Annotated in this window: 15 protein-coding genes and 1 pseudogene; 11 read left to right on the forward strand and 5 right to left on the reverse strand. The window is 69.7% G+C overall.

The features are described from left to right. The first annotated feature begins 46 nt into the window (after positions 1–46). From ACIPFH_RS24855 to ACIPFH_RS24895, 9 genes and pseudogenes are all read left to right on the forward strand, one after another. The gene (locus ACIPFH_RS24855) at positions 47–1303 is read left to right on the forward strand and encodes a sugar ABC transporter substrate-binding protein (protein ID WP_356248948.1); all 1257 of its coding nucleotides are present in this window, start codon (positions 47–49) and stop codon (positions 1301–1303) included. Between the two features lie 20 nt (positions 1304–1323). Then, positions 1324–2289 (forward strand): carbohydrate ABC transporter permease, encoded by a 966-nt coding sequence (locus tag ACIPFH_RS24860; protein WP_401829504.1) that lies wholly within the window; start codon positions 1324–1326, stop codon positions 2287–2289. Next, positions 2286–3182: a carbohydrate ABC transporter permease gene (locus ACIPFH_RS24865; RefSeq protein ID WP_401829506.1), complete on the forward strand. Its 897-nt coding sequence runs from the start codon at positions 2286–2288 to the stop codon at positions 3180–3182. Before ACIPFH_RS24860 ends, ACIPFH_RS24865 begins: the two co-directional genes overlap by 4 nt. Before the next feature lie 27 nt (positions 3183–3209). Then, complete coding sequence (locus tag ACIPFH_RS24870) at positions 3210–6086, forward strand: glycoside hydrolase family 2 TIM barrel-domain containing protein (RefSeq protein ID WP_401829508.1); 2877 nt, start codon at positions 3210–3212, stop codon at positions 6084–6086. A 100-nt stretch (positions 6087–6186) separates the two neighbouring features. Next, a complete protein-coding gene (locus ACIPFH_RS24875) occupies positions 6187–7182 on the forward strand; it encodes an ATP-binding cassette domain-containing protein (RefSeq protein WP_401829509.1) in 996 nt (331 codons plus the stop codon). After that, on the forward strand, positions 7182–7985 hold the full coding sequence (locus ACIPFH_RS24880) for an ABC transporter permease (RefSeq protein ID WP_401829512.1): 804 nt from the start codon (positions 7182–7184) through the stop codon (positions 7983–7985). Before ACIPFH_RS24875 ends, ACIPFH_RS24880 begins: the two co-directional genes overlap by 1 nt. Before the next feature lie 5 nt (positions 7986–7990). Further along, positions 7991–8791 carry an ABC transporter permease gene (locus ACIPFH_RS24885; protein WP_401829514.1) on the forward strand — a complete coding sequence of 267 codons (801 nt, stop codon included), beginning with the start codon at positions 7991–7993 and terminating at the stop codon, positions 8789–8791. A gap of 203 nt (positions 8792–8994) precedes the next feature. Beyond that, positions 8995–10036, forward strand: a pseudogene (locus ACIPFH_RS24890) (jacalin-like lectin). 139 nt (positions 10037–10175) lie between these two features. Next, complete coding sequence (locus ACIPFH_RS24895) at positions 10176–10781, forward strand: TetR/AcrR family transcriptional regulator (protein WP_401829515.1); 606 nt, start codon at positions 10176–10178, stop codon at positions 10779–10781. Between the two features lie 5 nt (positions 10782–10786). Here the strand turns inward: ACIPFH_RS24895 and ACIPFH_RS24900 are convergent, their stop codons facing one another. From ACIPFH_RS24900 to ACIPFH_RS24915, 4 genes are all read right to left on the reverse strand, one after another. Continuing rightward, a complete protein-coding gene (locus tag ACIPFH_RS24900; protein ID WP_401829517.1) occupies positions 10787–11587 on the reverse strand; it encodes an isocitrate lyase/phosphoenolpyruvate mutase family protein in 801 nt (266 codons plus the stop codon). Between the two features lie 120 nt (positions 11588–11707). After that, complete coding sequence (locus tag ACIPFH_RS24905; protein ID WP_359121050.1) at positions 11708–12079, reverse strand: VOC family protein; 372 nt, start codon at positions 12077–12079, stop codon at positions 11708–11710. A 293-nt stretch (positions 12080–12372) separates the two neighbouring features. Further along, positions 12373–14124, reverse strand: a complete 1752-nt coding sequence (locus tag ACIPFH_RS24910; protein WP_401829519.1) for a DUF2264 domain-containing protein — start codon at positions 14122–14124, stop codon at positions 12373–12375. Between the two features lie 84 nt (positions 14125–14208). After that, on the reverse strand, positions 14209–15252 hold the full coding sequence (locus ACIPFH_RS24915) for a rhamnogalacturonan acetylesterase (protein WP_401829521.1): 1044 nt from the start codon (positions 15250–15252) through the stop codon (positions 14209–14211). A 190-nt stretch (positions 15253–15442) separates the two neighbouring features. On the opposite strand from ACIPFH_RS24915, the gene ACIPFH_RS24920 reads away from it, so the two are divergent. Further along, positions 15443–17125, forward strand: a complete 1683-nt coding sequence (locus ACIPFH_RS24920) for a rhamnogalacturonan lyase B N-terminal domain-containing protein (protein WP_401829524.1) — start codon at positions 15443–15445, stop codon at positions 17123–17125. A 6-nt stretch (positions 17126–17131) separates the two neighbouring features. On the opposite strand, the gene ACIPFH_RS24925 is transcribed toward ACIPFH_RS24920, so the two are convergent. Then, positions 17132–18544: an RICIN domain-containing protein gene (locus ACIPFH_RS24925; RefSeq protein WP_401829525.1), complete on the reverse strand. Its 1413-nt coding sequence runs from the start codon at positions 18542–18544 to the stop codon at positions 17132–17134. A gap of 408 nt (positions 18545–18952) precedes the next feature. Between ACIPFH_RS24925 and ACIPFH_RS24930 the strand changes: the two genes are divergently transcribed. Then, on the forward strand, positions 18953–21181 hold the full coding sequence (locus tag ACIPFH_RS24930) for an autotransporter (protein ID WP_401829527.1): 2229 nt from the start codon (positions 18953–18955) through the stop codon (positions 21179–21181). Positions 21182–21295: the final 114 nt, after the last annotated feature.

A 21295-nucleotide genomic window follows, 5' to 3' on the forward strand; every position in this document is an offset into this window, starting at 1 on the left:
CGCCCAGCCGCAGCCGTACTCGAGACAAGGACGTCACATGTCGGCAATGAGCAACAGCAACTGGTCCCGCCGATCCCTCTTCCGGGCCGCCGCGGGCATGGCCGCGGCCGGCTCGCTCGCCGCCTGCGGCGGCAACAACGGCCGCAGCGGTGGCTCCGGTTCGGGCGTCAACCTGACGCAGTTCTTCCACGCGTACGGCGAGCAGGGCACCGAGCAGGCCATCAAGAAGTACGCGAAGGCCTACGACAAGGCGAACGTGACCACGCAGTGGATCACCAGCGCCGACTTCGAGAGCAAGCTCTTCGCGACGCTGCTCACCAAGAGCGCGCCCGACCTCTTCGAGTTCCACCCGCAGATCCAGCTGATCAAGAGTGGTCAGGTGGCGGATCTGACCGACATCATCACGCCGGTCAAGGACGACTTCAACCCGGCCGACATCAAGTCGCACACGGTGGACGGCAAGATATACGGCGTCCGCATGATCGACGACCCGCAGTTCTTCTTCTACCGCAAGTCGTTGCTGGAGAAGGCGAAGGTCGACGTGCCGACCACGCTCGACGAACTGGCGGAGGCCGCCGCCAAGCTCACCACCGGCAAGGTCAAGGGCCTGTACATGGGCGACGACCTGCACAGCGTCATCGACACGATGATCTGGTCGGCCGGCGCGGACCACCTCAACGAGAAGAACGAGATCGCTTACCACACCCCCGGCGTCATCGAAGGCATCAAGAAGATGCGCAAGCTGTTCACCAGCGGCGACCTTCTCCTCGGCGCACCGACCGCCTCCTGGGACCCCTCCTCGCTCAACCAGGGCCTGTGTGCCATCCAGTTCTGTGGCATGTGGGCGATGCCGGCGATCCAGCAGGCGCTCGGCGACGACTGGGGTGTCTTCCCCTTCCCGAAGACCATCGACTCCGGCAAGCAGTCGGTCTACAACGGCGGTTGGTCGATGTTCGTCAACGCCAAGGGCAAGAACGTCGAAGCGGCCAAGGAGTACGTCAAGTGGCTGTGGATCGACCAGAAGAAGTACCAGGAGGAGTGGGCCACCTCCTTCGGCTTCCACATCCCGCCGCGCACCTCGATCGCGCAGACGGCCACCAAGCTGAAGTCGGGCAACGCCGCTGAGGGCGTCCGGCTCTTCAACGAGTTCGGGCACTTCGACAACATCGGCTGGACCCAGGCCATGCGCACCTCCCTCGAGGACGTCTTCGCCAACAGCGTCCGCAAGGACATGGACCCGGAGGCCGCGCTCGACAAGGCCGACACGGCCGTCAACCGCGAGCTCAAGAAGCTGTTCGGATAGGCCGCGGGACGGATCACGACATGTCGACGACCCACACGCGTGACCTCGCGCGCCCCACCCCGGCGAAGGCCTCACCGGCCAAGCGGCGGCGGGGCCTGCGGGGCAGCCCCACCTTCAACTTCTGGCTCTTCACCGGGCCGTTCCTCATCGGTCTGGCGATCTTCGTCTACGCGCCGATCCTCTGGAGCATCTGGCTCAGCTTCTTCGAGGCCCGCTTCACCGTCACGCCCGACAAGTTCGTCGGCTTCGAGAACTACACGTACATGCTGACGAACGACGACTTCGTCGGCTCGCTCGGCACCTTCACCGCCTTCGCGGCGTTCATCGTGCCCACCACCTGGGCGCTCTCCCTGGGCCTCGCCCTGCTGGTGAACCGGCTGCGCTTCATGCGGGCGTTCTTCCGTTCGGTCTTCTTCCTGCCGACCGCGTGCAGTTATGTGGCCGCCTCGCTGATCTGGAAGATGTCCATCTTCAGCGGGGTCCGCTTCGGCATGATGAACACGGTCCTCGGCTGGTTCGGGATCGAGAACATCGCCTGGCTGGTCGACCCCAACCCGCCCTGGTACTGGCTCGTCATCGTCTCGGCACGGCTGTGGCTGCAGTCCGGCTTCTACATGATCCTTTTCCTGGCCGCGCTGCAGAACATCCCGGGCGAGCTGTACGAGGCCGCCGCCATCGACGGCGCCAAGCCGGGCTGGCAGACCTTCCGGTACATCACCCTGCCCCAGCTGCGCGCCACCTCCACCGCGGTGATCCTCCTGCTGCTCATCGCCGCCTACCAGGCCTTCGACGAGTTCTACAACCTCCTGTCGAAGACCACATGGGGTCGTCCGCCCCTCGTCGAGCTGTACTACAAGGCCCTGGGCGAGAGCCAGGACTACGGTGCCGGCAGCGCGGGCGCGGTGATCCTGACGGTGCTGATCTGCGCCGTGACCCTGCTCCAGGGCAAGTTCCTGGGCTTCGGAAGGGGTGAGGAGTCCAAGTGACCACCACGTTGCCCGAGGCACGGGAATCCGCGCCGCCGCCGGACAGGCCCCGCCGCGAGGGTCGTGGCGGCGGCGTGATGAGCTCCACCGGCCTCTACATCGCCACCGGGATCGCCGGCTTCTTCTTCCTGATCCCGTTCTACCTGCTGATCCGCAACGCCCTCTCCACCGACGCCGAGATCACCGGAGAGAACTGGAAGTTCTTCCCCACGGACATCCAGTGGGGCAACATCAGCGAACTGTTCACCGACGAGACGGTGCCCTTCGCCCAGTCCCTGTGGAACTCGGCGGTCGTGGCCACCCTGCACACCGCCGGTGTCCTGCTGGTGTGCTCCCTCGCGGGCTACGGGCTCGCCCGCATCCCGTACAAGCACGCCAACAAGGTCTTCTACGCCGTCCTGGGCACGCTGATGGTCCCGACGGCGGTCACCTTCGTCCCGAGCTTCGTCCTCGTGTCGTCGCTCGGCTGGGTGGACACCTACCGGGGTCTGATCATCCCGGGCCTGTTCAGTGGTTTCACCTGCTTCCTGTTCCGGCAGTACTTCCTGGGGTTCCCCAAGGAGCTGGAGGAGGCGGCACGCGTGGACGGGCTGGGCTACTGGGGCGCCTACTGGCGCATCGTGGTGCCCAACTCGCTCAACTTCTTCGCGGCGATGGCGACCATCACCTTCATCAACGGCTGGAACTCCTTCCTGTGGCCGCTGGTCATCGGTCAGGACCCCGGTTCGTGGACCGTCCAGGTCGCGCTCTCCAACTACATGACCAACCAGACCGTGATCTTCCATCTGATCTTCATGGCCACGGCCATGTCCATCCTGCCCCTGGTCTTCGTGTTCCTCTTCCTCCAGCGCTGGCTGGTGCAGGGCATCGCGCAGACCGGCATCAAGGGCTGACACCCTCCTCTCGAGACCTGGAGACAGATGACTTTCCGCACCACCACTGACATCGGCTACGTCGAGGACGTCTCGCCGGGCAGCGGGGCCCTTCCGCCCCGTGCCTGGTACGCGTCCTCGGACGCCGGCTCCCTTTCGCTGAACGGGAGCTGGCGTTTCCGGCTGTCCGGGACGGCCGATGCCGAGGACGACTCCTTCGCCGACGACGGTTACGACGCCGGGGACTGGGCCGAGGTCACGGTCCCGGGGCACTGGGTGCTCCAGGGCGACGGGGCCTTCGGCTCGCCGATCTACACCAACCACCTGTATCCCTTCCCCGTCGACCCGCCCAGGGTGCCGACCGAGAACCCGACCGGCGACCACCTGAGGGTCTTCGACCTGCCCGACGGGTGGCCGGACCTTTCCGAAGGCGGTTTCGTTCTCCGGTTCGACGGCGTCGAGTCCTGCGCCCGCGTCTGGCTGAACGGCACGGACGTGGGCGAGTTCAAGGGTTCGCGGGTGCCGCACGAGTTCGCGGTCGGGCATCTGCTCAGACCGACGGGCAACGTCCTCGCGGTCCGCGTCCACCAGTGGTCGGCGGGCTCGTACCTGGAGGACCAGGACCAGTGGTGGCTGCCGGGCATCTTCCGTGACGTCACACTGCTGCACCGCCCGGCCGGCAGCGTGCTCGACTTCTTCGTGCGCGCCTCCTACGACCACGGCACGGGGCAGGGCACCCTGCGCGTCGACTCCGACGTCGACGGACGGGTGCTCGTGCCCTCCCTGGACATCGATGTCGAGACCGGGCGGGCCGTCACGGTGCCGGTGCGGCCGTGGACGGCTGAGACGCCCGCGCTGTACGACGGCGAACTGGTGACGGAGGGCGAACGGGTGCCTCTGCGCATCGGTTTCCGTACCGTGGAGCTCGCGGACGGCCTGATCAAGGTCAACGGCCGCCCCCTCCTCTTCAAGGGCGTCAACCGGCACGAGTGGCACCCGGAGACGGGCCGGGCCCTCGACCTGGAGACGATGCGCGCGGACGTGCTGCTGATGAAGCGGCACAACGTCAACGCGGTCCGCACCTCTCACTACCCGCCCCACCCGGCCTTCCTCGACCTGTGCGACGAGTACGGGCTGTGGGTGATCGACGAGTGCGACCTGGAGACCCACGGCTTCGTCGAGCAGAACTGGCGGGACAACCCCGTCGACGACGACCGCTGGACCCCCGCTCTCCTCGACCGCGCCGCCCGCATGGTCGAACGGGACAAGAACCACCCGTCGGTCGTCATCTGGTCCCTCGGCAACGAGGCGGGCACCGGGCGCGGTCTGACCGCCATGGCCGAGTGGATCCACGACCGCGACGCCTCACGCCTGGTGCACTACGAAGGCGACATCGACTGCCGCGACACGGACGTCTATTCGCGCATGTACGCCTTCCACGACGAGGTGGAGCGGATCGGACAGGGGCTGGACGGCGGTACCCGCAAGCGTCGCCAACTGCCCTTCATCCTCTGTGAGTACGCCCACGCCATGGGCAACGGGCCGGGTGGACTGGCCGACTACCAGCGGATCTTCGAGGCGCACGACCGCCTCCAGGGCGCCTTCGTCTGGGAGTGGATCGACCACGGCATCAGGCACCCGGAGCTGGGTTACGCCTACGGCGGCGACTTCGGCGAGGAGCTGCACGACGGCAACTTCGTCTGCGACGGTCTGGTCTTCCCGGACCGGACGCCGTCGCCGGGCCTGGTCGAGTACAAGAAGGTGATCGAGCCGGTCCGCATCGAGGGCGACGGCACGGGCGGGAGCGTACGGGTCACCAACGCGTACGACTTCTCGGACCTGTCCCATCTGGAGTTCGAGTTCTCCCACCAGGTGGACGGTTTGCCCACCGGCGCGAGGAAACTCACGGTCGGGCCCCTCGCACCCGGGGAGTCGGCCGAGGTCAAGCTGCCGGCGGCCCCCGACGGCCAGGGCGCCGAGGTGCAGTGGACCGTCCGCGCGCTGCTCGCCGAGGACACCCCATGGGCGTCCGTGGGTCATGCGGTGGCGTGGGGCCAGGAGACCGTCGCCCCGCGCGCACCCGTGACCGTCGCCGCCTCGGAGGGCCCCGTCCCCGGCGAGCGGCTGATCACGCTCGGTCCGGGCGCCTTCGACGCCCGTACCGGCGAACTCAGGACGATCGGCGGCGTCGACGTGACCGGGCTGCGTCTGGATGTGTGGCGGGCGCCGACCGACAACGACGACGGCGCGTCCTGGCAGGACGACACGCGCTACGGCGTGCTCTGGCGCACCTACGGTCTGCATCGCATGCGGCACCGCCTGGACGGCGTCGAGTCGGGCGACGACGCGCTGACCGTACGGACCCGGGTCGCGTCGGCCGCCCGGGAGGTGGGCCTGCGCACCGTGTACCGCTGGACGTCCGACGGGACACGGCTGAAGCTGACGGTCTCGGTGGGACCCGAGGGCGACTGGAAGGTGCCGCTGCCCAGGATCGGCATCCGCTTCGGGCTGGCGTCCTCCGCGGGGCACGCGCAGTGGTTCGGCGGCGGTCCCGGCGAGGCGTACCCGGACACCAGGGCCGCATCCATGCTCGGCCAGTGGGACGGGAGCATCGAGGAGCTGCAGACGCCGTACGTGCGCCCGCAGGAGAACGGCGCCCGGGCCGGCGTCCGCTGGGCGGAACTCGGCGGGCTGCGGATCGAAGGCGACGCGGAGTTCTGGTTCACCGCGCGGCGCTGGACGACCGAGCAGCTGGACGCGGCGCGGCACCTGCCCGACCTCACACCCGGCGACACGGTCTGGGTCAACCTCGACCACGGCCAGCACGGCATCGGATCCCAGTCCTGCGGCCCGGGCCCGTTGCCGCGGTACTTCCTCGACGCCGCTCCCACGGAGTTCTCGTTCGTCTTCACCGCGATCGATTGATCGCTTGACCATGTGAACGACATTCCGACACGGTGATGACGTCTCCCGCGGCCGGCCGGCTCCCCAGCCGGCCGGCCGCGCTTCTCTGGAGGTTCCACGAGTGATCGGCAGCATCGAGGTGCGCGGCCTGTCCCGCACGTTCCACACCACCGTCCGTCGACCCGGCCTCGTCGGCGGCCTGCGCTCCCTGGTCGATCCCGAGCGGGTCGCCAAGCACGCCGTCCGCGACATCACCTTCGACGTGGCCGCTGGCGAACTCCTCGCCCTGCTCGGCCCGAACGGCGCCGGGAAGTCCACCACCATCAAGATGCTCACCGGCATCCTCACCCCCACCTCCGGCGAGGCGCGCGTCGCGGGCGTGGTGCCGTACCGGGAACGGGAACGCAACGCCCGCAACATCGGTGCCGTGTTCGGACAGCGCACCCAGCTGTGGTGGGACCTGCCGGTGCGCGAGTCGTTCGCGATCCTGCGGGACATCTACGAGGTGCCGAAGGCCGAACACGCCTCCCGGCTGCGCGAGTTCGACGCCCTGCTGGAGCTCTCCTCGTTCTGGGACACCCGGGTGCGCCACCTCTCCCTCGGCCAGCGCGTGCGCTGCGATCTCGCGGCGGCGCTGCTGCACGACCCGCCCGTCGTCTTCCTCGACGAGCCGACGATCGGGATGGACGTGGTGGTGAAGGAACAGGTCCGCGAGTTCCTGCGTCACCAGGTCGAAGAGCGCGGCCGGACCGTCCTGTTGACCACGCACGACATGACGGAGGTCGAGCGGCTCGCCGAACGCGTGGTGCTGATCAACCACGGGCGCCTGGTCCTGGACGGCACCCTCGACGAGATCCGTCGCACGTTCGGTTCCACCTGGCAGGTGCGGGCCACCCTCGCCGACCCGCAGACCGAGGTCGTGGCCCTGCCGGGGATCGCGGTGCTGCGACACGAAGGCTCCCGGGTGGTGTTCGGTCCGGACCAATCAGGCGCGCCGACGGTGCACCAGGCGCTGAAAGCGGTCATCGAGCGGTACGAGGTCACCGACATCGCCCTCGACGAGGCCGAGTTGGAGGACGTGATGCGGACCGCGTACGTCCAGGCCGGAGACGCGTGATGTCGGTCCTGTACGCCTGGCGCGCCGCCCGGGTCACCCCGCTGGGCGAGTTGCACTCCCCGCCCCGGATGACAGCCGCCCTGCTGCGGCTGGCCGTCCAGGTGGTACTGGTGGCGTCCCTGTGGCACGGCCTGTACGCCCATACGGGAACCACCGCCGGAATCACGCGCGACCAGGCGGTCACCTACGCCGTGCTGGCCGTACTGGCTTCCCGGCTGAGGGAGTTGGATCAGTTCACGGCCCGGGACACCGTGATCCAGCACATGCACTTCGGCACCATCGTCTACTGGTACCTGCGCCCGCTGTCGCCCCGGCGGTACTACGCCCTGCGGGCCCTGGGGGAGCAACTGTACGGACTCGCGTGGGCCTTGGCCGGCTACGCCGTGTGCCTGGCCGCCTCGGTGGTGCGGCCGCCCGGGTCGGCCGCAGTGGCCGGGGTGTTCGCGCTGAGCCTGCTGCTCGGCCAGTGGATCCTGTACTACGTCATGCTGGCCATCGACCAGCTGTGTTTCTTCACCCTGCGCAACAACGCGGCCATGCTCATCCTGATCTTCGCGCAGAACCTGCTGTCCGGGGTCTACGCGCCGCTGTGGTTCTTCCCCGACTGGTTCGTCACGCTGAGCGGCTTCCTGCCGTTCCAGGCCACGCTGAGCGTTCCACTGTCCCTCTACGTCGGCCGCATCCCGCTGTCGGACGCCGTGCCCGCGCTGCTGGTCCAGGCCGCCTGGGTGGCCGCGCTGGCCCTGTTCACCCGACTGGTGTGGCGACTGGCCGCCCGGCAGGTCATCTCGCAGGGAGGCTGACGTTCTTGAAAGCCGTACGCCTCGCGTGGCGCATCACGCGTCTCAACTTCCGCGCCCAGCTGGAGTACCGCTCGGAATTCCTGATGATGGTCGCGATCGGCGCCGTCTGGCAGGTCTCGGTGATCGTGTTCGCGACCGTGCTGCTGACCCGCTTCAGCGGGATGGGGGGCTGGGACAGCTCGGACGTGCTGCTCATCCCGGCGACCCGGATGCTCGCCCACGGCCTGTTCGTCCTCTTCCTGGGACGCATGCACGGCATCGGTTACTACATCCAGGAAGGCGGTATCGACGTCTGCCTGGTCCGGCCGATGCCCGTGCACCGGCAGGTCCAGCTGCGCGTGTTCCCGACCAACGCCATCGGCGATCTGACCGTCGCGGTGGGTCTGATGGTGGCGGCGCTCGGCCGCAGTCACCTCGACTGGACGGCGGGCCGGATCTCGTACCTGGTCGCGGCCGTGCTCGGCGGCATGCTGCTGGAGGCCGCCCTGTTCACGGCGGTCGCCGCCGCCGCGCTGCGCTTCCCGGCCGCCGACTACTGGGGCCGCTGGCTGGAGGAACTCCTCGGCACCTTCGGCAGCTACCCGCTCAACGTGCTGCCCAAGGCGGTGGGCGGCCTCCTGACGTACGGCCTCCCCCTCGCGTTCGTCGCGTACTTCCCGGCCGCCGTCCTGACCGGCCACGGCCAGGGCACCGGTGTGCCCTACTGGCTGGCGGCCGCCTCCCCGCTGCTGGGCCTGCTGACGTATCTCGGCTCACGGCTGCTCTGGCGGTGGAGTCTGGGGCACTACACGGGGGTGAACGGATGAGGGCCGCGGCCACGACCGGCTCTCCGGTCCCGGAGTGTGCCCCGCGAGCAGCGCAAACCGCGCAAGCGGAACAAGAGGCAGTAAGCGGTTTCTCCCTTACACCGACTGTTTCCTCAACAACCCTTGTGCGTCCCTCCGGCCGGCCCCAATCTGAGCTTTGCTCAGCTTCTTCGCCGCTCCTGACCGACCGGAGACACCCCCACATGAGACGACTCATCGGCACCCTCGCGGCCGGCGTCCTGGCCCTCACCGGCCTCACGGCGACCGCCGCGGCCCCCGCCCGGGCGGCCACGGCCGCCGCGTCCGGCACCTTCAACGTCCTGACGTACAACGTCGCCGGTCTGCCCGAGGGCCTGAGCTCCGGCCACCCGGCGACGAACACCCCGCTGATCTCACCGCGGTTGGGGGCCTACGACATCGTCAACGTCCAGGAGGACTTCAACTACCACGCGGCGCTCTACGCGGGCGACAACCACCCGTACCGCACCGCGACCAGTGGCGGCGCCGCCATCGGCGACGGCCTCAACACCCTCTCGGACCACGCCTTCGAGGACTTCGAGCGGGTGCGGTGGAACGACTGCACGGGAACCAACTGCCTCACGCCGAAGGGCTTCACGCTGTCCCGGGTCCGGTTGGCCGCAGGTGTCTTCGTGGACCTCTACAACGTGCACACCAACGCGGACGACTCGGACGACGCGCTGGCCGCCCGCCGCGCCAACATCGAGCAGTTGTCGGACTTCATCCAGGCGAACTCGTCAGGCAACGCGGTGCTCGTGATGGGTGACACCAACACGCGCTACACCCGCGCCGGAGACAACATCCGCACCCTCGCCGACGAGAACGGCCTGACGGACGCGTGGGTACAGCGGATGAAGGGCGGCACGCGGCCCACCCAGGGCGCGGACGCGCTGCTGTGCCCGACGACCGCGCCGACCAACGACTGCGAGGTCGTGGACAAGGTCCTCTACCGGGGCAGCAAGCTCCTGACCCTCGACGCGATCCGGTACGACAACGAGTGGGCGTCGTTCCTGGACTCCGCGGGCGCCAACCTGTCGGACCACTTCCCTCACACGGGTTTTCTCGGCCGCGTTCACCACGGACAGGAGCCGCACGCTGTCCTCGGGCACGGCGACGACCGACACGACCACCTTCACGGCCCCGTCCGGCTGGCAGATCGCCGGGTTCACGGGCCGCGCGGGCGGCGAGGTGGACAAGCTGGGCGTGCTGTACGCGCCGATCGGATGACCGTCGTCGGGGCCGCGAGCTTCCACGTCGTCGGGACCGGGAAACGCCCGTCGTGGGGACGAGGGAAGGCCCTCGGGCCTTTAGGATCCTGCCTGACACCCCATGCTTCCCGGTCCGAGCGCACCCAAGGCGGTCCCCCATGCCACGAGTCGGCCTCACCACCGACCGCCTCGTCGAAGCCGCCGCCGAGCTCGCCGACGAGGTCGGGTTCGACAACGTCACCGTCTCGGCGCTGGCACGGCGGTTCGGGGTCAAGGACGCGAGTCTGTACTCGCACGTCAGGAACCTGCGGGAACTGCGGACAAGGCTCGCGCTGCTGGTCGGCGGCGAGATGATCGACCGGATCGCCGTGGCCGTCGTCGGACTCGCCGGCAAGGAGGCGCTGGTCGCCTTCGCGGGGGCCTATCGGGAGTACGCCCTCCGCCATCCGGGCCGGTACGCGGCCACCCAGGTCCGTATCGACCAGGAGATCGACCGGGAACTGGCCGCCGGTTCCGCCGCGCTGCGCCGCACCGCCGAGATCACCTACGGGATGCTCCGCGCCTACGGCCTCGACGAGCCCGACCTCACCGACGCCGTCCGCCTGCTGCGCAGCACCTTTCACGGGTACTGCGTGCTGGAGGCGGGCGGCGGCTTCGGTGCGCCCCGGGACGTGCAGCGGTCGTGGGACAAGGCGATCGAGGCCCTGCACACGGCCCTGATCCACTGGCCGCGGGAGACCGGCACCGGCGACGCCGCCGACTGACGCCGTCAGGTGTGGCGCGGTACGCGAGCGCCGAGTCGCTGCGTCTCCTCGTACGTCGGCGTACGACCACCCGGCCTGCGCCCCTCACGGATCTCGTCCAGTGCCGCGAGCGCCGCGCCCATGGCCCTTCTGTACAGGAACGAGCCGAGGCTGACACGGCTCACTCCCAGGTCACCGAGGCGAGTCACCGTGAGGCCGGCCGGCGAGTAGAGGATGTTGAGGGGAACGTGCAGCCGTGCGACGAGAGCCGCGATCTCGCGCGGATCGGTCATTCCGGGGACGAAGACAACGTCCGCGCCCGCCTGTTGATAGGCGTCCAGGCGGGACAGCGTCTCGGGCACACCCCGTTCGTCGTCTCCGCCGAGCCAGTACGTGTCCGTCCGGGCGTTGACGAAGAGGCTGGGGGCGGCAGCCTTGACGGCGGCGATCTTCGCCGCATGCCGGTCGGCCGGTCCCAGGGCGTCCTCCAGGTTGATGCCCACCGCCCCCACCGCCTCGAGCAGGCGAGCGAACTCGCCCACCTCGTCCGGATCTTCGCTGAAGCCGCTTTCCGCGTCGACGGACAGGAGAAAGGGTTGCGAACCCAGAACCAGCGCGAGCCCCAGGGTTTCCTCCCGCGTCGCCGACGCTCCGTCCGGCAGTCCCGCCGCCGCGGCCACGGCGAGACTCGTCGTGCCGACCGCCCGGAAGCCCTGCCCCGCCATGGCCGACGCGGAGGCGTGGTCCCAGGCGTTGGGCAGGAGAAGGGGAGTGCCGGCGTGGTGAAGGTCGGCGAAGGCGTTCGAGGCCGCCCTTGGTGCGCGCATGCAGTCCACGCTAGGTGCGGGTCCTTTCGGTCCCCGCCGAACTGTCCGCGCCGAGCTTTCTCTCGCCGAGCTTTCTTCGCCGAAGTGGCCCTGGGCCTGTCCTGCTCCCCGGCCGCCGCCTCAGCCCGCGGCCCGTTCTGCCGCGCTGCGCTCCACGCAGAACTCGTTCCCCTCCGGGTCGGCGAGGACCGCCCACCCCGTGCCGTCGGGCCTGCGGCGGTCGTCGGCCAGCGTGGCGCCGAGGGCGAGCAGACGCTCGACCTCCTCCTCACGGGTGCGGTCCTGCGGCTGGATGTCGAAGTGGATGCGGTTCTTCTGGCTCTTGGCCTCCGGGACGGTGACGAAGAGCATGCCCGCGCCCTCGATCAGCGCCTCGGGGTCGCCCGGGTTGTCGTCATCATGGAGGGGCAGGCCGAGCACCTCGGACCAGAAGCTGCCGAGAGCGTAGGCGTCGGAGCTGTCGATCGTCACGTGACGGATGGCAGAAGTCATAACCGGATTCTTCTGCACACCGTTCCCATGAGGCAACGGAGAATCCCCTCCCCCAGTCGTAACCGCCGGGCAACCCTGTACGGGCCGGCGGCAACCACTCGCCATGACATCTGCACGACGCACGACGCGCCCTCGTCGACCCGGGGTGCTCGCCCCGGGCCCGGTGGGCCACCGCCGGGGCCGCGACGGCCTCCCCGAATCTCACCCCCACCAACACCCGTGCCAGCACCGCCGCATTCCTGCGCATTCCCCTACCGGACCCACACCCGTGACGCCGTCCTACGCGAAGGCGCTCACCGGGGCCTCACCGACCACGACGACGCTGCGGATGGCTCGTCCGAAGCCGTGAAGCGGAAATGCCGCACCGAGCCCGTCGGCCACCGGACGCTCAGGTCGTACGACCCGTGAGCGGTGTCGGCGCCCGCCTTCCGCACCTCCACGGACGCCAGCTCCCGCAGGGGCAGGGGGTCGGCCTCGGCGGTGAGCCGGGCCAGCGCGACGAACAGGGTCGCGGGGCCTTCGCCCACCACACCGGACAGGGGGAGCGTGCCCGTGAGCCCGTGCGCGGGCAGCAGATCCGCCCGCTCGTGCCCGCCCTCCACCGGCGCCCAACCCGTGACGCGCACTTCCGTCCCCGGCTCCGCGCCGGCCACCAGATGGGCGCGCACCTCCACCGCGCCCTCGGCCACCACCAGGCTGGTGACCTCGGCCCCGGAGCTCAGCCTGTGCCGGGAGGCCGCCCAGTCCTCCCCCACGCCGAGCGGGACGATGCCCTCGCGACGCGGGTCGCCGCCGACCGTGACGACGTTGTCCGGCGTCGCGTCCAGCGGTCGGGTGACCGTGGAGTAGGCGAACCGTGTGTAGTACGGGTCGTAGCGGACGTCCTCGCTGCCGTGGTTGTGCAGGCGCACCAGTCCGTCGGAACCCGTCGACTGGAGCAGCCAGTTGGGGGCGGCGACCGGGGTGACCGCGTCTTCCCGTTCCGCCGGGCCCGCCTCCTCCGTCGCGGTCCACACCTCGTGGTCCGGCGGGATCAGCAGCCCGAGGAAGCCCTTGCTCGCCCAGTACGGGGAGGCCGGTCCCGAGTAGCCCTGGAGGACCGACTCGTCGGGGCCGTGCCAGCCCAGCGTCAGCAGACCGTGTGCGTCGACCGCGTCCCGTTCCAGGAAGTACTTCAGCGCGCCCGAGGCCAGGCGGCGGGTCTCGCCGGGGAGCAGCGGGGTGTGGCCGGTCAGGGCGCCCAGCCACAGGGGGGCGGTGGTGGCGAAGCGGTAGGTGAGGGAGCGGCCCTGGTGCAGCGGGGCGCCGTCGCCGCCGAACAGACGGGCGTAGTCGGCGAGATGGGTCCTGAGCCGGCCGCCGTAGAGGGTGAGCAGGTCGGGGTCGTCGGCCAGCCAGGCGTGCAGGACCGGGTAGAGGTGCATGGCCCAGCCGTTGTAGTAGTCGAAGGCGCGGCCGGCGCCGTCGCTGTACCAGCCGTCGGCGACGTACCACTGCTCGATGCGTTCGAGCCCGCGGTCGATCGCCTTGCGGGAGGCCTCCGGCTGATGGCCGACCGACTCCAGGAAGCCGCCGACCGTCACCGGGAACAGTTCCCAGTTGCAGGGCCAGGCCTCGGCGGTCAGCGCGTCGCCGAGCCAGGCGGCGGCACGCTGTCGGACGCCGTCGTCGAGGCGGTCCCAGAGCAGCGGACGGGTCAGCCGCAGCGCGAGGGCGATCGACGCGGCCTCGACGAGGGGCTGTCCGCGGTCCTCGATGCGGGGCCAGACCCCGCCGACGCCGGCCGCGAGACCGCTCGCGTAGCGCTCCAGCGCCGTCTCGTCGCGGCGGAAGGCGGCCAGCAGCAGGGTGCGGGCGTACCCTTCCAGGCCGTCGGAGAGGCGGCCCGACCAGCTCTCCCGGTCGCCGGGAAAGTGGTAGAGAGCGTGATCCTCGGTGGCGTACGGCTCCACCGCGGCGAGCAGGGAGTCGGCGGCCGCCTCCCAGTGGGCACGGGTGTATCCGGTGCGGGGGCTGCGGGCGGGGTCGGGCGGGGGCAGGCGCATGTGCTGTGTCATTCCTTCGGGGCGGGGCCCGGTGGGGCCAGGACCTGGGGGCGTCCCGGTTCCGGTCGGGGCGCCCCCAGGCGTTCATCCCACCCGCACGGTGCCCCTCGGCACCAGATGCTGGGCGGCGAGTTCGTCACGTACCAGGCCCGCGTAGACCGTCGCTCCGTGCACGGAGGTGTGCGTGTTGTCGCGCTTCTCGTTGTACAGGTAGAGCGCCTTGGAGCCCTCGACCCCGAGGGACTCCACCAGCGCCTTGGTCTTGGCGGTGAGGTCGATCAGCGGAACGTCCTGCGCGGCGGCGACCGAGCGGATCACCGCCGGGTGGTCGACGCCGAGTCCGTTGACCAGCAGAGCCGTTCCGTTGTTCAGCGTGCCGTCGGCGTTGAACCAGCGGCGCACGATGGGGGTCACCAGGACCGGCCGACCGCCCTTCTCCCTCACTCCGGCCACCAGTGTCTCGAGATTCGCCCGGTACGTCGCCTCGTCGGTCGTCTTGTCGTTGTGGGCCAGTTGGACCAGGACGAGGTCGCCGGGGCGGATCAGCGGCCGAACCGTGGCCCACAGCAGCGGGTTCCCCAAGTAGGTGACCGTACTCTCCCCGGAATCGGCGTAGTTGGCGACCGAGACTCCCTTGCGCAGATACTGCGGCAACTGCTGGCCCCAGCCGGTGTACGGGTCCCCCGGCTGGTCGCAGACCGTGGAGTCGCCGACGAGGAAGACCTGCCGTGCGTGCCGGGCAGGGGTGACCCGGATGTCGGCCAGGGCCGGCGCCGAGCCGCCGACCACCAGGTCCAGACCGGCGGTTCCGGCCACGCCCGTCGGCTCTCCCTCAGGGGTGCGGACGTCGACCGTGAAGCTGCGGACGACGCGTTCGCCGGAGGCGGCGGCGGTCTCGGGGAGCAGGGCGCGCCGGGTCTCTCCGCCGATGCTGGTGCTCGACCCGGTGTCGCCACCGAGGACGACCTTGACGTCGTAGGTTCCGGGCGGGACGTCGAAGTGGCAGCCGGTCGCGGTGCAGTTGTCGATGCCGAGCGGTGCGCGCCCGCCGTGGGCCTGGGCGGGCACGGCCGTCAGGCCGACGGTCAGGGTCAGCGCCGCCAGCACGGCGGTGTTGAAACGTCTCACTTGCGGCTCCTCCGGCACGGGAACAGGGCTGGCGGCTGGACCGTACCGTCTCGGGCAAGCGCTTTCTAGAGCTGGGACCGATTTCACAAGATTGGCAACCTCCAGCAGGTGAAAGCCCTTTCGCGAAATCGATTCAACTGTCAATCTCTCAGACACCCGCACCCCCACACCTCCCGAAGGAGGCACCCCCATGTCCGGATCCGAGAGCCACAGGCCGGTCCGACGCCGCACCTTCGTCCTCGGCACCGCGGCCGCCGCCGGTTCGGCGGCCCTGGCCGGGCCGCTCGCCGCACCGGCCGCCGCGGCGGCCTTCGGCTACACCGACGACGGCTCGAACTACGTCGTCGACACCGGCGCCAACCTGGTCTTCAAAGTCAGCAAATCCACCGGCGACCTGACCTCACTGGCCTACCGGGGAACCGAGTACCAGGGCTACGGCGGCATGAACTCGCACATCGAGTCGGGCCTCGGCAGCTCGACCGTGACGATCGCGCGGTCCGGGTCGACGATCCTGATCTCGGTCACGCACGGCACGCTCAAGCACTACTACGCGGCCCGCAGCGGCGAGAACAACGTCTACCTGTGGACCAACAAGGCCGACACGTCCGTTTCGGCGACGCGTTACATCGTGCGCGTCAAGGCGGGCCTGTTCCTCAACGACCAGCCCGACTCCTACACGTACACGACCAGCACCATCGAGGCCTCCGACGTCTTCGCGAAGTCCGACGGCCAGACCCGCTCCAAGCACTACTCCAAGCTGCGCGTCATCGACTACGACTACATCGGCTGGACGACCGGCGGCGTCGGCCTCTGGATCGTGCGCAGCAACCACGAGAAGGCCTCCGGCGGCCCCTTCTACCGCTCCCTCCTGCGTCACCAGAGCGCCGACGGAGGGGGTCTGTACGAGATCCTGTACTACGGCCAGAACCAGACCGAGGAGCAGCGCTTCGGGCTCCAGGGCCCCTACGTCATCGCCTTCACCGACGGCGGCGCGCCCTCCTCGGCACTGTTCCCGGGCACCCTGACCACCTCGTGGGCGGACTCGCTCGGCATCTCCGGCTACGTCGGAGCGAGTGGCCGGGGCCGGGTCGCGGGAGTCGGCATCACCGGGCGCGACACGGCCTACCCGTACACGGTCGGACTGGCCAACTCGACTGCCCAGTACTGGGGTTCGGCCAGATCGTCGGACGGCTACTTCTCGATCACCGGGGTACTCCCGGGGACGTACACGCTGACCGTCCACAAGAGCGAACTGGCTGTATACAGTACACAGGTGACCGTCTCCGCAGGCGGGACGACCACCCTCAACTCGATCGCGATCCCGTCCTCGAACGACCCGGGCAACGCGAGCGCGATCTGGCGGATCAACGACTGGACCGGCACGCCGAGCGGATTCAAGAACGCCGAGCTGATGACGTACGCGCACCCGTCGGACGTGCGGGCCGCCGCCTGGACCGGCAACGTGGTGATCGGCAGCGGCAGCGAGACCTCGGCGTTCCCCTGCTACCTCTGGAAGGACGTGAACAGCGGTCTGCTCGTGTACTTCAAGCTGACCGCGGCCCAGGCGGCCGCCGCGCACACCCTGCGGATCGGTGTGACGACGGCCTACGCGAACGGCCGGCCCCAGGTCGTCGTGAACGACGCCTGGACCTCGGCCATCCCCTCCCCGCCCACCCAGCCGAGCACCCGGTCCCTGACCAACGGGTCCTACCGGGGCAACAACCACACGTTCACCTACAGCGTCCCGGCGAGCGCGTGGCTCACGGACACCGGTCAGTACAACGTGCTGAAGATCAACGTGGTGAGCGGTTCGGGGTCGACCTCCTATCTCAGCGCGGGCACGGCGATCGACGCGATCGACCTGCTCGCCTGACGCGGGTCACGTTCCGCGCGTCCACTGCTGGTTGGTCCCTCCGTTGCACGTGTAGGTGATGAGGGCGGCGGAGTTGGCGGTGGACGCGCCGTTCACGTCGAGGCACTTGCCGCTCGCGCGGGCCTTGATGCTGACGTAGCCGCCCGTGGTCGTCAGCGACCACTGCTGGCCGGTGGCCGTCGCGTTGCAGTTCTCCTGACTGACCGTGCTCGCGTTCTCCTGCACGCACAGGGAGCTGTTCCTGACGACCAACTGGTAGTAACCGCTGCCGACGGACTTGAACCAGTACTTCTGGTTGTTGCCGCCGTTGCAGTCGTACTGCTTGATCTGGGCACCCGCCCAGAGGGACTGGCTCGGGACATCCGCGCACTTGCCACTGTGCCGGGCGACGAGGGTGTTGTACGTGGCGCTCGTGCCGGTGACCGTGCCGGCGGCCGTGTCCACGGTGACCTCGGGGGACCAGGACATCGACAGCGAGGTGGTCGTGGGGAACGTCAGCGGCAGCCAGACGTAGCGCGAGTCGTTGACGGTCCCGCCGAAGGAGTTGCCCCAGCGGTCGCCCAGGTAGAGGTACGAGGTGCCCGAACTTCCCTGCACGGGAAGGACGTACGCGGTCTGCGAACCGTACGCCGTCGAGTCGCCGACGTTCGTCATGGCCGACCAGGGGCCGGCGAGCGAGGTCGCCGTGGCGTACTGCTGCTGGTTGGGGTTCCAGCCGGTCGCGGCCGAGGTGAGCATGAAGTAGACGCCGCCTCGCTTGAACAACGCCGGCGCCTCGCGGTGGCCGCCGTGCCAGGGGTCGGCGACCAGGCTCGCGATCCCGGTGTAGTCGGCGGTGAGCCGGTAGATCTGGAGGTCGTAGTTCTCGCGTGCGGCCGAGACCATGTACCCGGCGCCGTCGCTGTCCACGAAGACCGTGATGTCTCGGGACATGTGCTGGCCGAGCGGACGGAAGCTGCCCTGCCAGGTGTAGTCGCCGTCGACGGTGTCCGACACGGCGACGGCGGCTCGGGCCTCGCTGTAGTCGGTCCCGTTCTCCTTGTGCATCCACATCACGAACTTGCCGGTGGACGCGTTGTACATGACCTTCGGGCGCTCGATGTTGGCGTCGGCCAACTCGGAGTCGCTCGACTGGGTCAGCACGTGGTTGCGGAACTCCCAGTTCTTCAGGTCGGTGGAGCGGTAGGCGTCCACATACCGGAAGGTGTTGTCGGCGTTGCGGTTCTCGCCGAACCAGTAGTAGTAGGAGCCGACTTGGAGGACTCCGCCGCCATGGGCGTGCACGGGGCCGCCGGAACCGTCGGTGAACTGTGTGCCGTTGGCGATCGTCACAGGCGTCGCCTGAGCGGGCCCCGCGGTCGCCAGGGCGCCGATCAGCACCAGACAGAGGGCCAGCAGGGCGGTGTACGCACGTCTCATCTCACGCACTCGCTTTCACGGTGTCGGCGACGGGGACGCCGAACTCGGGGGTGCCGCCCGGTGTCCAGCCGAGGGACTGGATCCGGGTCCGGCGGTCGGGGTCGTTCGACGAGCCGCCGTCTGTCTCCTGGCGCGGTACGCGCGGCTGCCTGCCGAGAGGGGGCGTTCGGAATCGCGAACGACATGTGGAATGACGAACGCCGAAAAGGTAAGGGCGTGTTACGAGCAGGTCAACGGGTCTGACGGGACTTGACGGAAAGCCCTTTCCGGAGTTTTCCGGCGGGATGGTGGTTTTCCGGGTCGGGCGAGGTCCGGTCGGTCTTCGGTCTGTGCTCGGTCTGTGCTCGGTCGACTCTCGGAGACAGGGAAGTTTCTGTTATCGAAGCCGCGCGGACGCGTCTCCGATACGTGCGCAGCCCTCTCCACATCTCAGCAGCGGTCGTCGACGCCCTCGCGACCGTCGCCGCCCTCCTGGCCATCGCTCCCCCGGCTATGGCCGCCGGCGTCCGGGACGTCACCGCCGACGTCCTCGCGAACCGGGACGTGACGCTCGCCGGCGACACCGTGGTCACCGTGCCCTCCGGGACGACGACCTACGACGGCGTCTTCCGCGGCCTGGGGACGCTCACCGTGCGCGGCGGCGGAACACTCGTCCTGAGCAGGGACAGCGACTTCACCCTGCCCAGGGCGCGGCAACGGCAGGTGGTGCGCACGCAGGGCGGGAACCATCCCTACACGACGGTCGGCAACCCCGACCCGCCCGCGATCACCGTGGAGCGCGGGACGACCCTGCAGTACGGCACCGGCGGGGGCACGGGTCTGATCGGGCACTTCCCCTACGACACCCCCGGCTACCGGCTCAACCAGCTCAACGTCCGCGTCGACGGCACGCTCCGGCTGTCACTGACCCGCACCTTCAACATCGGCACGATCAGCGGCACCGGCCTGGTCACCCAGCCCCGCAACATGTGGGGCACCCTCGACCTGGCGGGCACCCACCCCTTCTCCGGGGTCATCGACAACGGCACCGGAATGGCGGTCGGCCGCCCCGAGTACCCGGTGTCGCTGCCCGACGCCCGGGCGATCCTCAACCAGGGCTCCTGGATCATCGACACCCCGCTGAACCAGACGATCACCCTGCGGCAGGACTTCTACCAACGGGAGTACGGCAGCGACGTCAACGTCCACACGCGGCCCGGCAGCAAGGTCGTCCTCACGGGGCAGTACAGCTACAGCGACCGGGGCGGCGACACCGACCCCTCGCTCAGCGACCCGGACATCAACTGGCGTGCCGTCGCGCACCAGGTGAACAAACGCGGGACCAACATCGAGGGCGCCGACGTGCGATGGGGCGACGGCACCACGCACAAGATCTTCATGCCGGGCACCAAGGACACCGTGTACATCAACCTGCACGAGGCCAGTGGACGGCGGTCCCGGCTGACCTTCGACTACGACGGGCCGGTCACCCTGGGTGCGCCGATCGGCGGCGGCAGGTACCACGACACGCTGGCCGCGCCCGGCGCCGGTGACGTCGTCGTCGCCGGGACCAAGGGGAACGACGTCACCTTCGCGGCCGCGCAGTACTACGACGGTTCGACCACCGTGGAGAAGGGGGCGGTCCTGCGGCTGGGTTCCGCACGAGGGGACGGCTCCCTGCTCACCGGTGGGGACCGGCGCCGGATCGTGAACGACGGCACCCTCGTCGTGCGCAACACGAGGACCGCGATCTCCCTGGCCCGGCTCGGCGGCAGCGGCTCGCTCGTCCAGTCCGGAGCGGCGACGACGACCCTCACGGGTTCCGCGGTGACGTACACCGGGACGACCACGGTCAGGCAGGGAACCCTCGCGCTCAAGGACGGGGCGACCCTCGCCAACAGCAGGGCGGTCCGGTTGACGTCGGCGCAAGCGCGGCTCGACACGGGCGGCTCGGCGCTGCGGGTGGCGAGCGCGCTCAGCGGCGAGGGAACCGTGGCCGGGTCCGTGACGAACGAGGGCGTGGTGACGGGCGGGCTCACCGTGACGGGCGCCTACACCCAGAACGACCAGGGCCAACTGGTATTGGCCGGAACCCCCTTGAAGGTGGGCGGCAAGGTCGTCCTGGCCGGCGGACTCGACCTGTCCACGGCAGGGCGGGCCGCCGCGACGGCCGGCGCGGGTACCGCTGCCGCCGGAGCCTCCGCGTCGAGCGGTGCCGGAACCGGTAGCGACTCCGGCGAGGCGTCCGCCATGGCCGGGAAGACGCCCGTCCGGGAGATCACCGTCCTCGACCACACCGGTGACACGCCCACGACCGGCGCCTTCGACGGACTGCGCGAGGGAACCGAGGTGAAGCTGGCCGACACGGTCTACCGGATCACCTACCGGGGCGGGGACGGCAATGACGTCGTCCTCGCCGCGGCGACCGCGAGCCCGTCGGCGAGCGCGCGCGAGCGAGGCTCGTCGGGTGCCGCGACGGCCGGGACGCGCAGCGTGAGCGCCGGCCGGAGCGGCGCGTTCGGCTGGTGGCCGTACGTCCTGGCGGCCGGCCTGCTCGGCGGACTGCTGGTCCCGGCGTCCAGGCACACGCGGGGCGGTGGGCGCCGGCGGGGCGGTGGGCGCCGGCGGGGCGGGCCGCACCCGACGCACGGGCGGTGAACCGTCGCCCGCCTCGCCTCCCGTACCGCGCGCGCGTCCGCCGAGTCCGGACCGGGCGGTGGTGGCCCCATCCCGCCCTGTGGTCGCTTTGCTCATTCAGCGGACGGATACGGC

It is taken from the genome of Streptomyces sp. NPDC088157 (assembly GCF_044741545.1).
Taxonomy (GTDB): domain Bacteria; phylum Actinomycetota; class Actinomycetes; order Streptomycetales; family Streptomycetaceae; genus Streptomyces.

Coding starts and splice junctions, on each gene's coding strand:
- ACIPFH_RS24855 (WP_356248948.1), top strand. CDS start 47: ATGAGCAACAGCAACTGGTCCCGCCGATCCCTCTTCCGGGCCGCCGCG.
- ACIPFH_RS24860 (WP_401829504.1), top strand. CDS start 1,324: ATGTCGACGACCCACACGCGTGACCTCGCGCGCCCCACCCCGGCGAAG.
- ACIPFH_RS24870 (WP_401829508.1), top strand. CDS start 3,210: ATGACTTTCCGCACCACCACTGACATCGGCTACGTCGAGGACGTCTCG.
- ACIPFH_RS24880 (WP_401829512.1), top strand. CDS start 7,182: ATGTCGGTCCTGTACGCCTGGCGCGCCGCCCGGGTCACCCCGCTGGGC.
- ACIPFH_RS24895 (WP_401829515.1), top strand. CDS start 10,176: ATGCCACGAGTCGGCCTCACCACCGACCGCCTCGTCGAAGCCGCCGCC.
- ACIPFH_RS24900 (WP_401829517.1), bottom strand. CDS start 11,587: ATGCGCGCACCAAGGGCGGCCTCGAACGCCTTCGCCGACCTTCACCAC.
- ACIPFH_RS24905 (WP_359121050.1), bottom strand. CDS start 12,079: ATGACTTCTGCCATCCGTCACGTGACGATCGACAGCTCCGACGCCTAC.
- ACIPFH_RS24910 (WP_401829519.1), bottom strand. CDS start 14,124: ATGCGCCTGCCCCCGCCCGACCCCGCCCGCAGCCCCCGCACCGGATAC.
- ACIPFH_RS24920 (WP_401829524.1), top strand. CDS start 15,443: ATGTCCGGATCCGAGAGCCACAGGCCGGTCCGACGCCGCACCTTCGTC.
- ACIPFH_RS24925 (WP_401829525.1), bottom strand. CDS start 18,544: ATGAGACGTGCGTACACCGCCCTGCTGGCCCTCTGTCTGGTGCTGATC.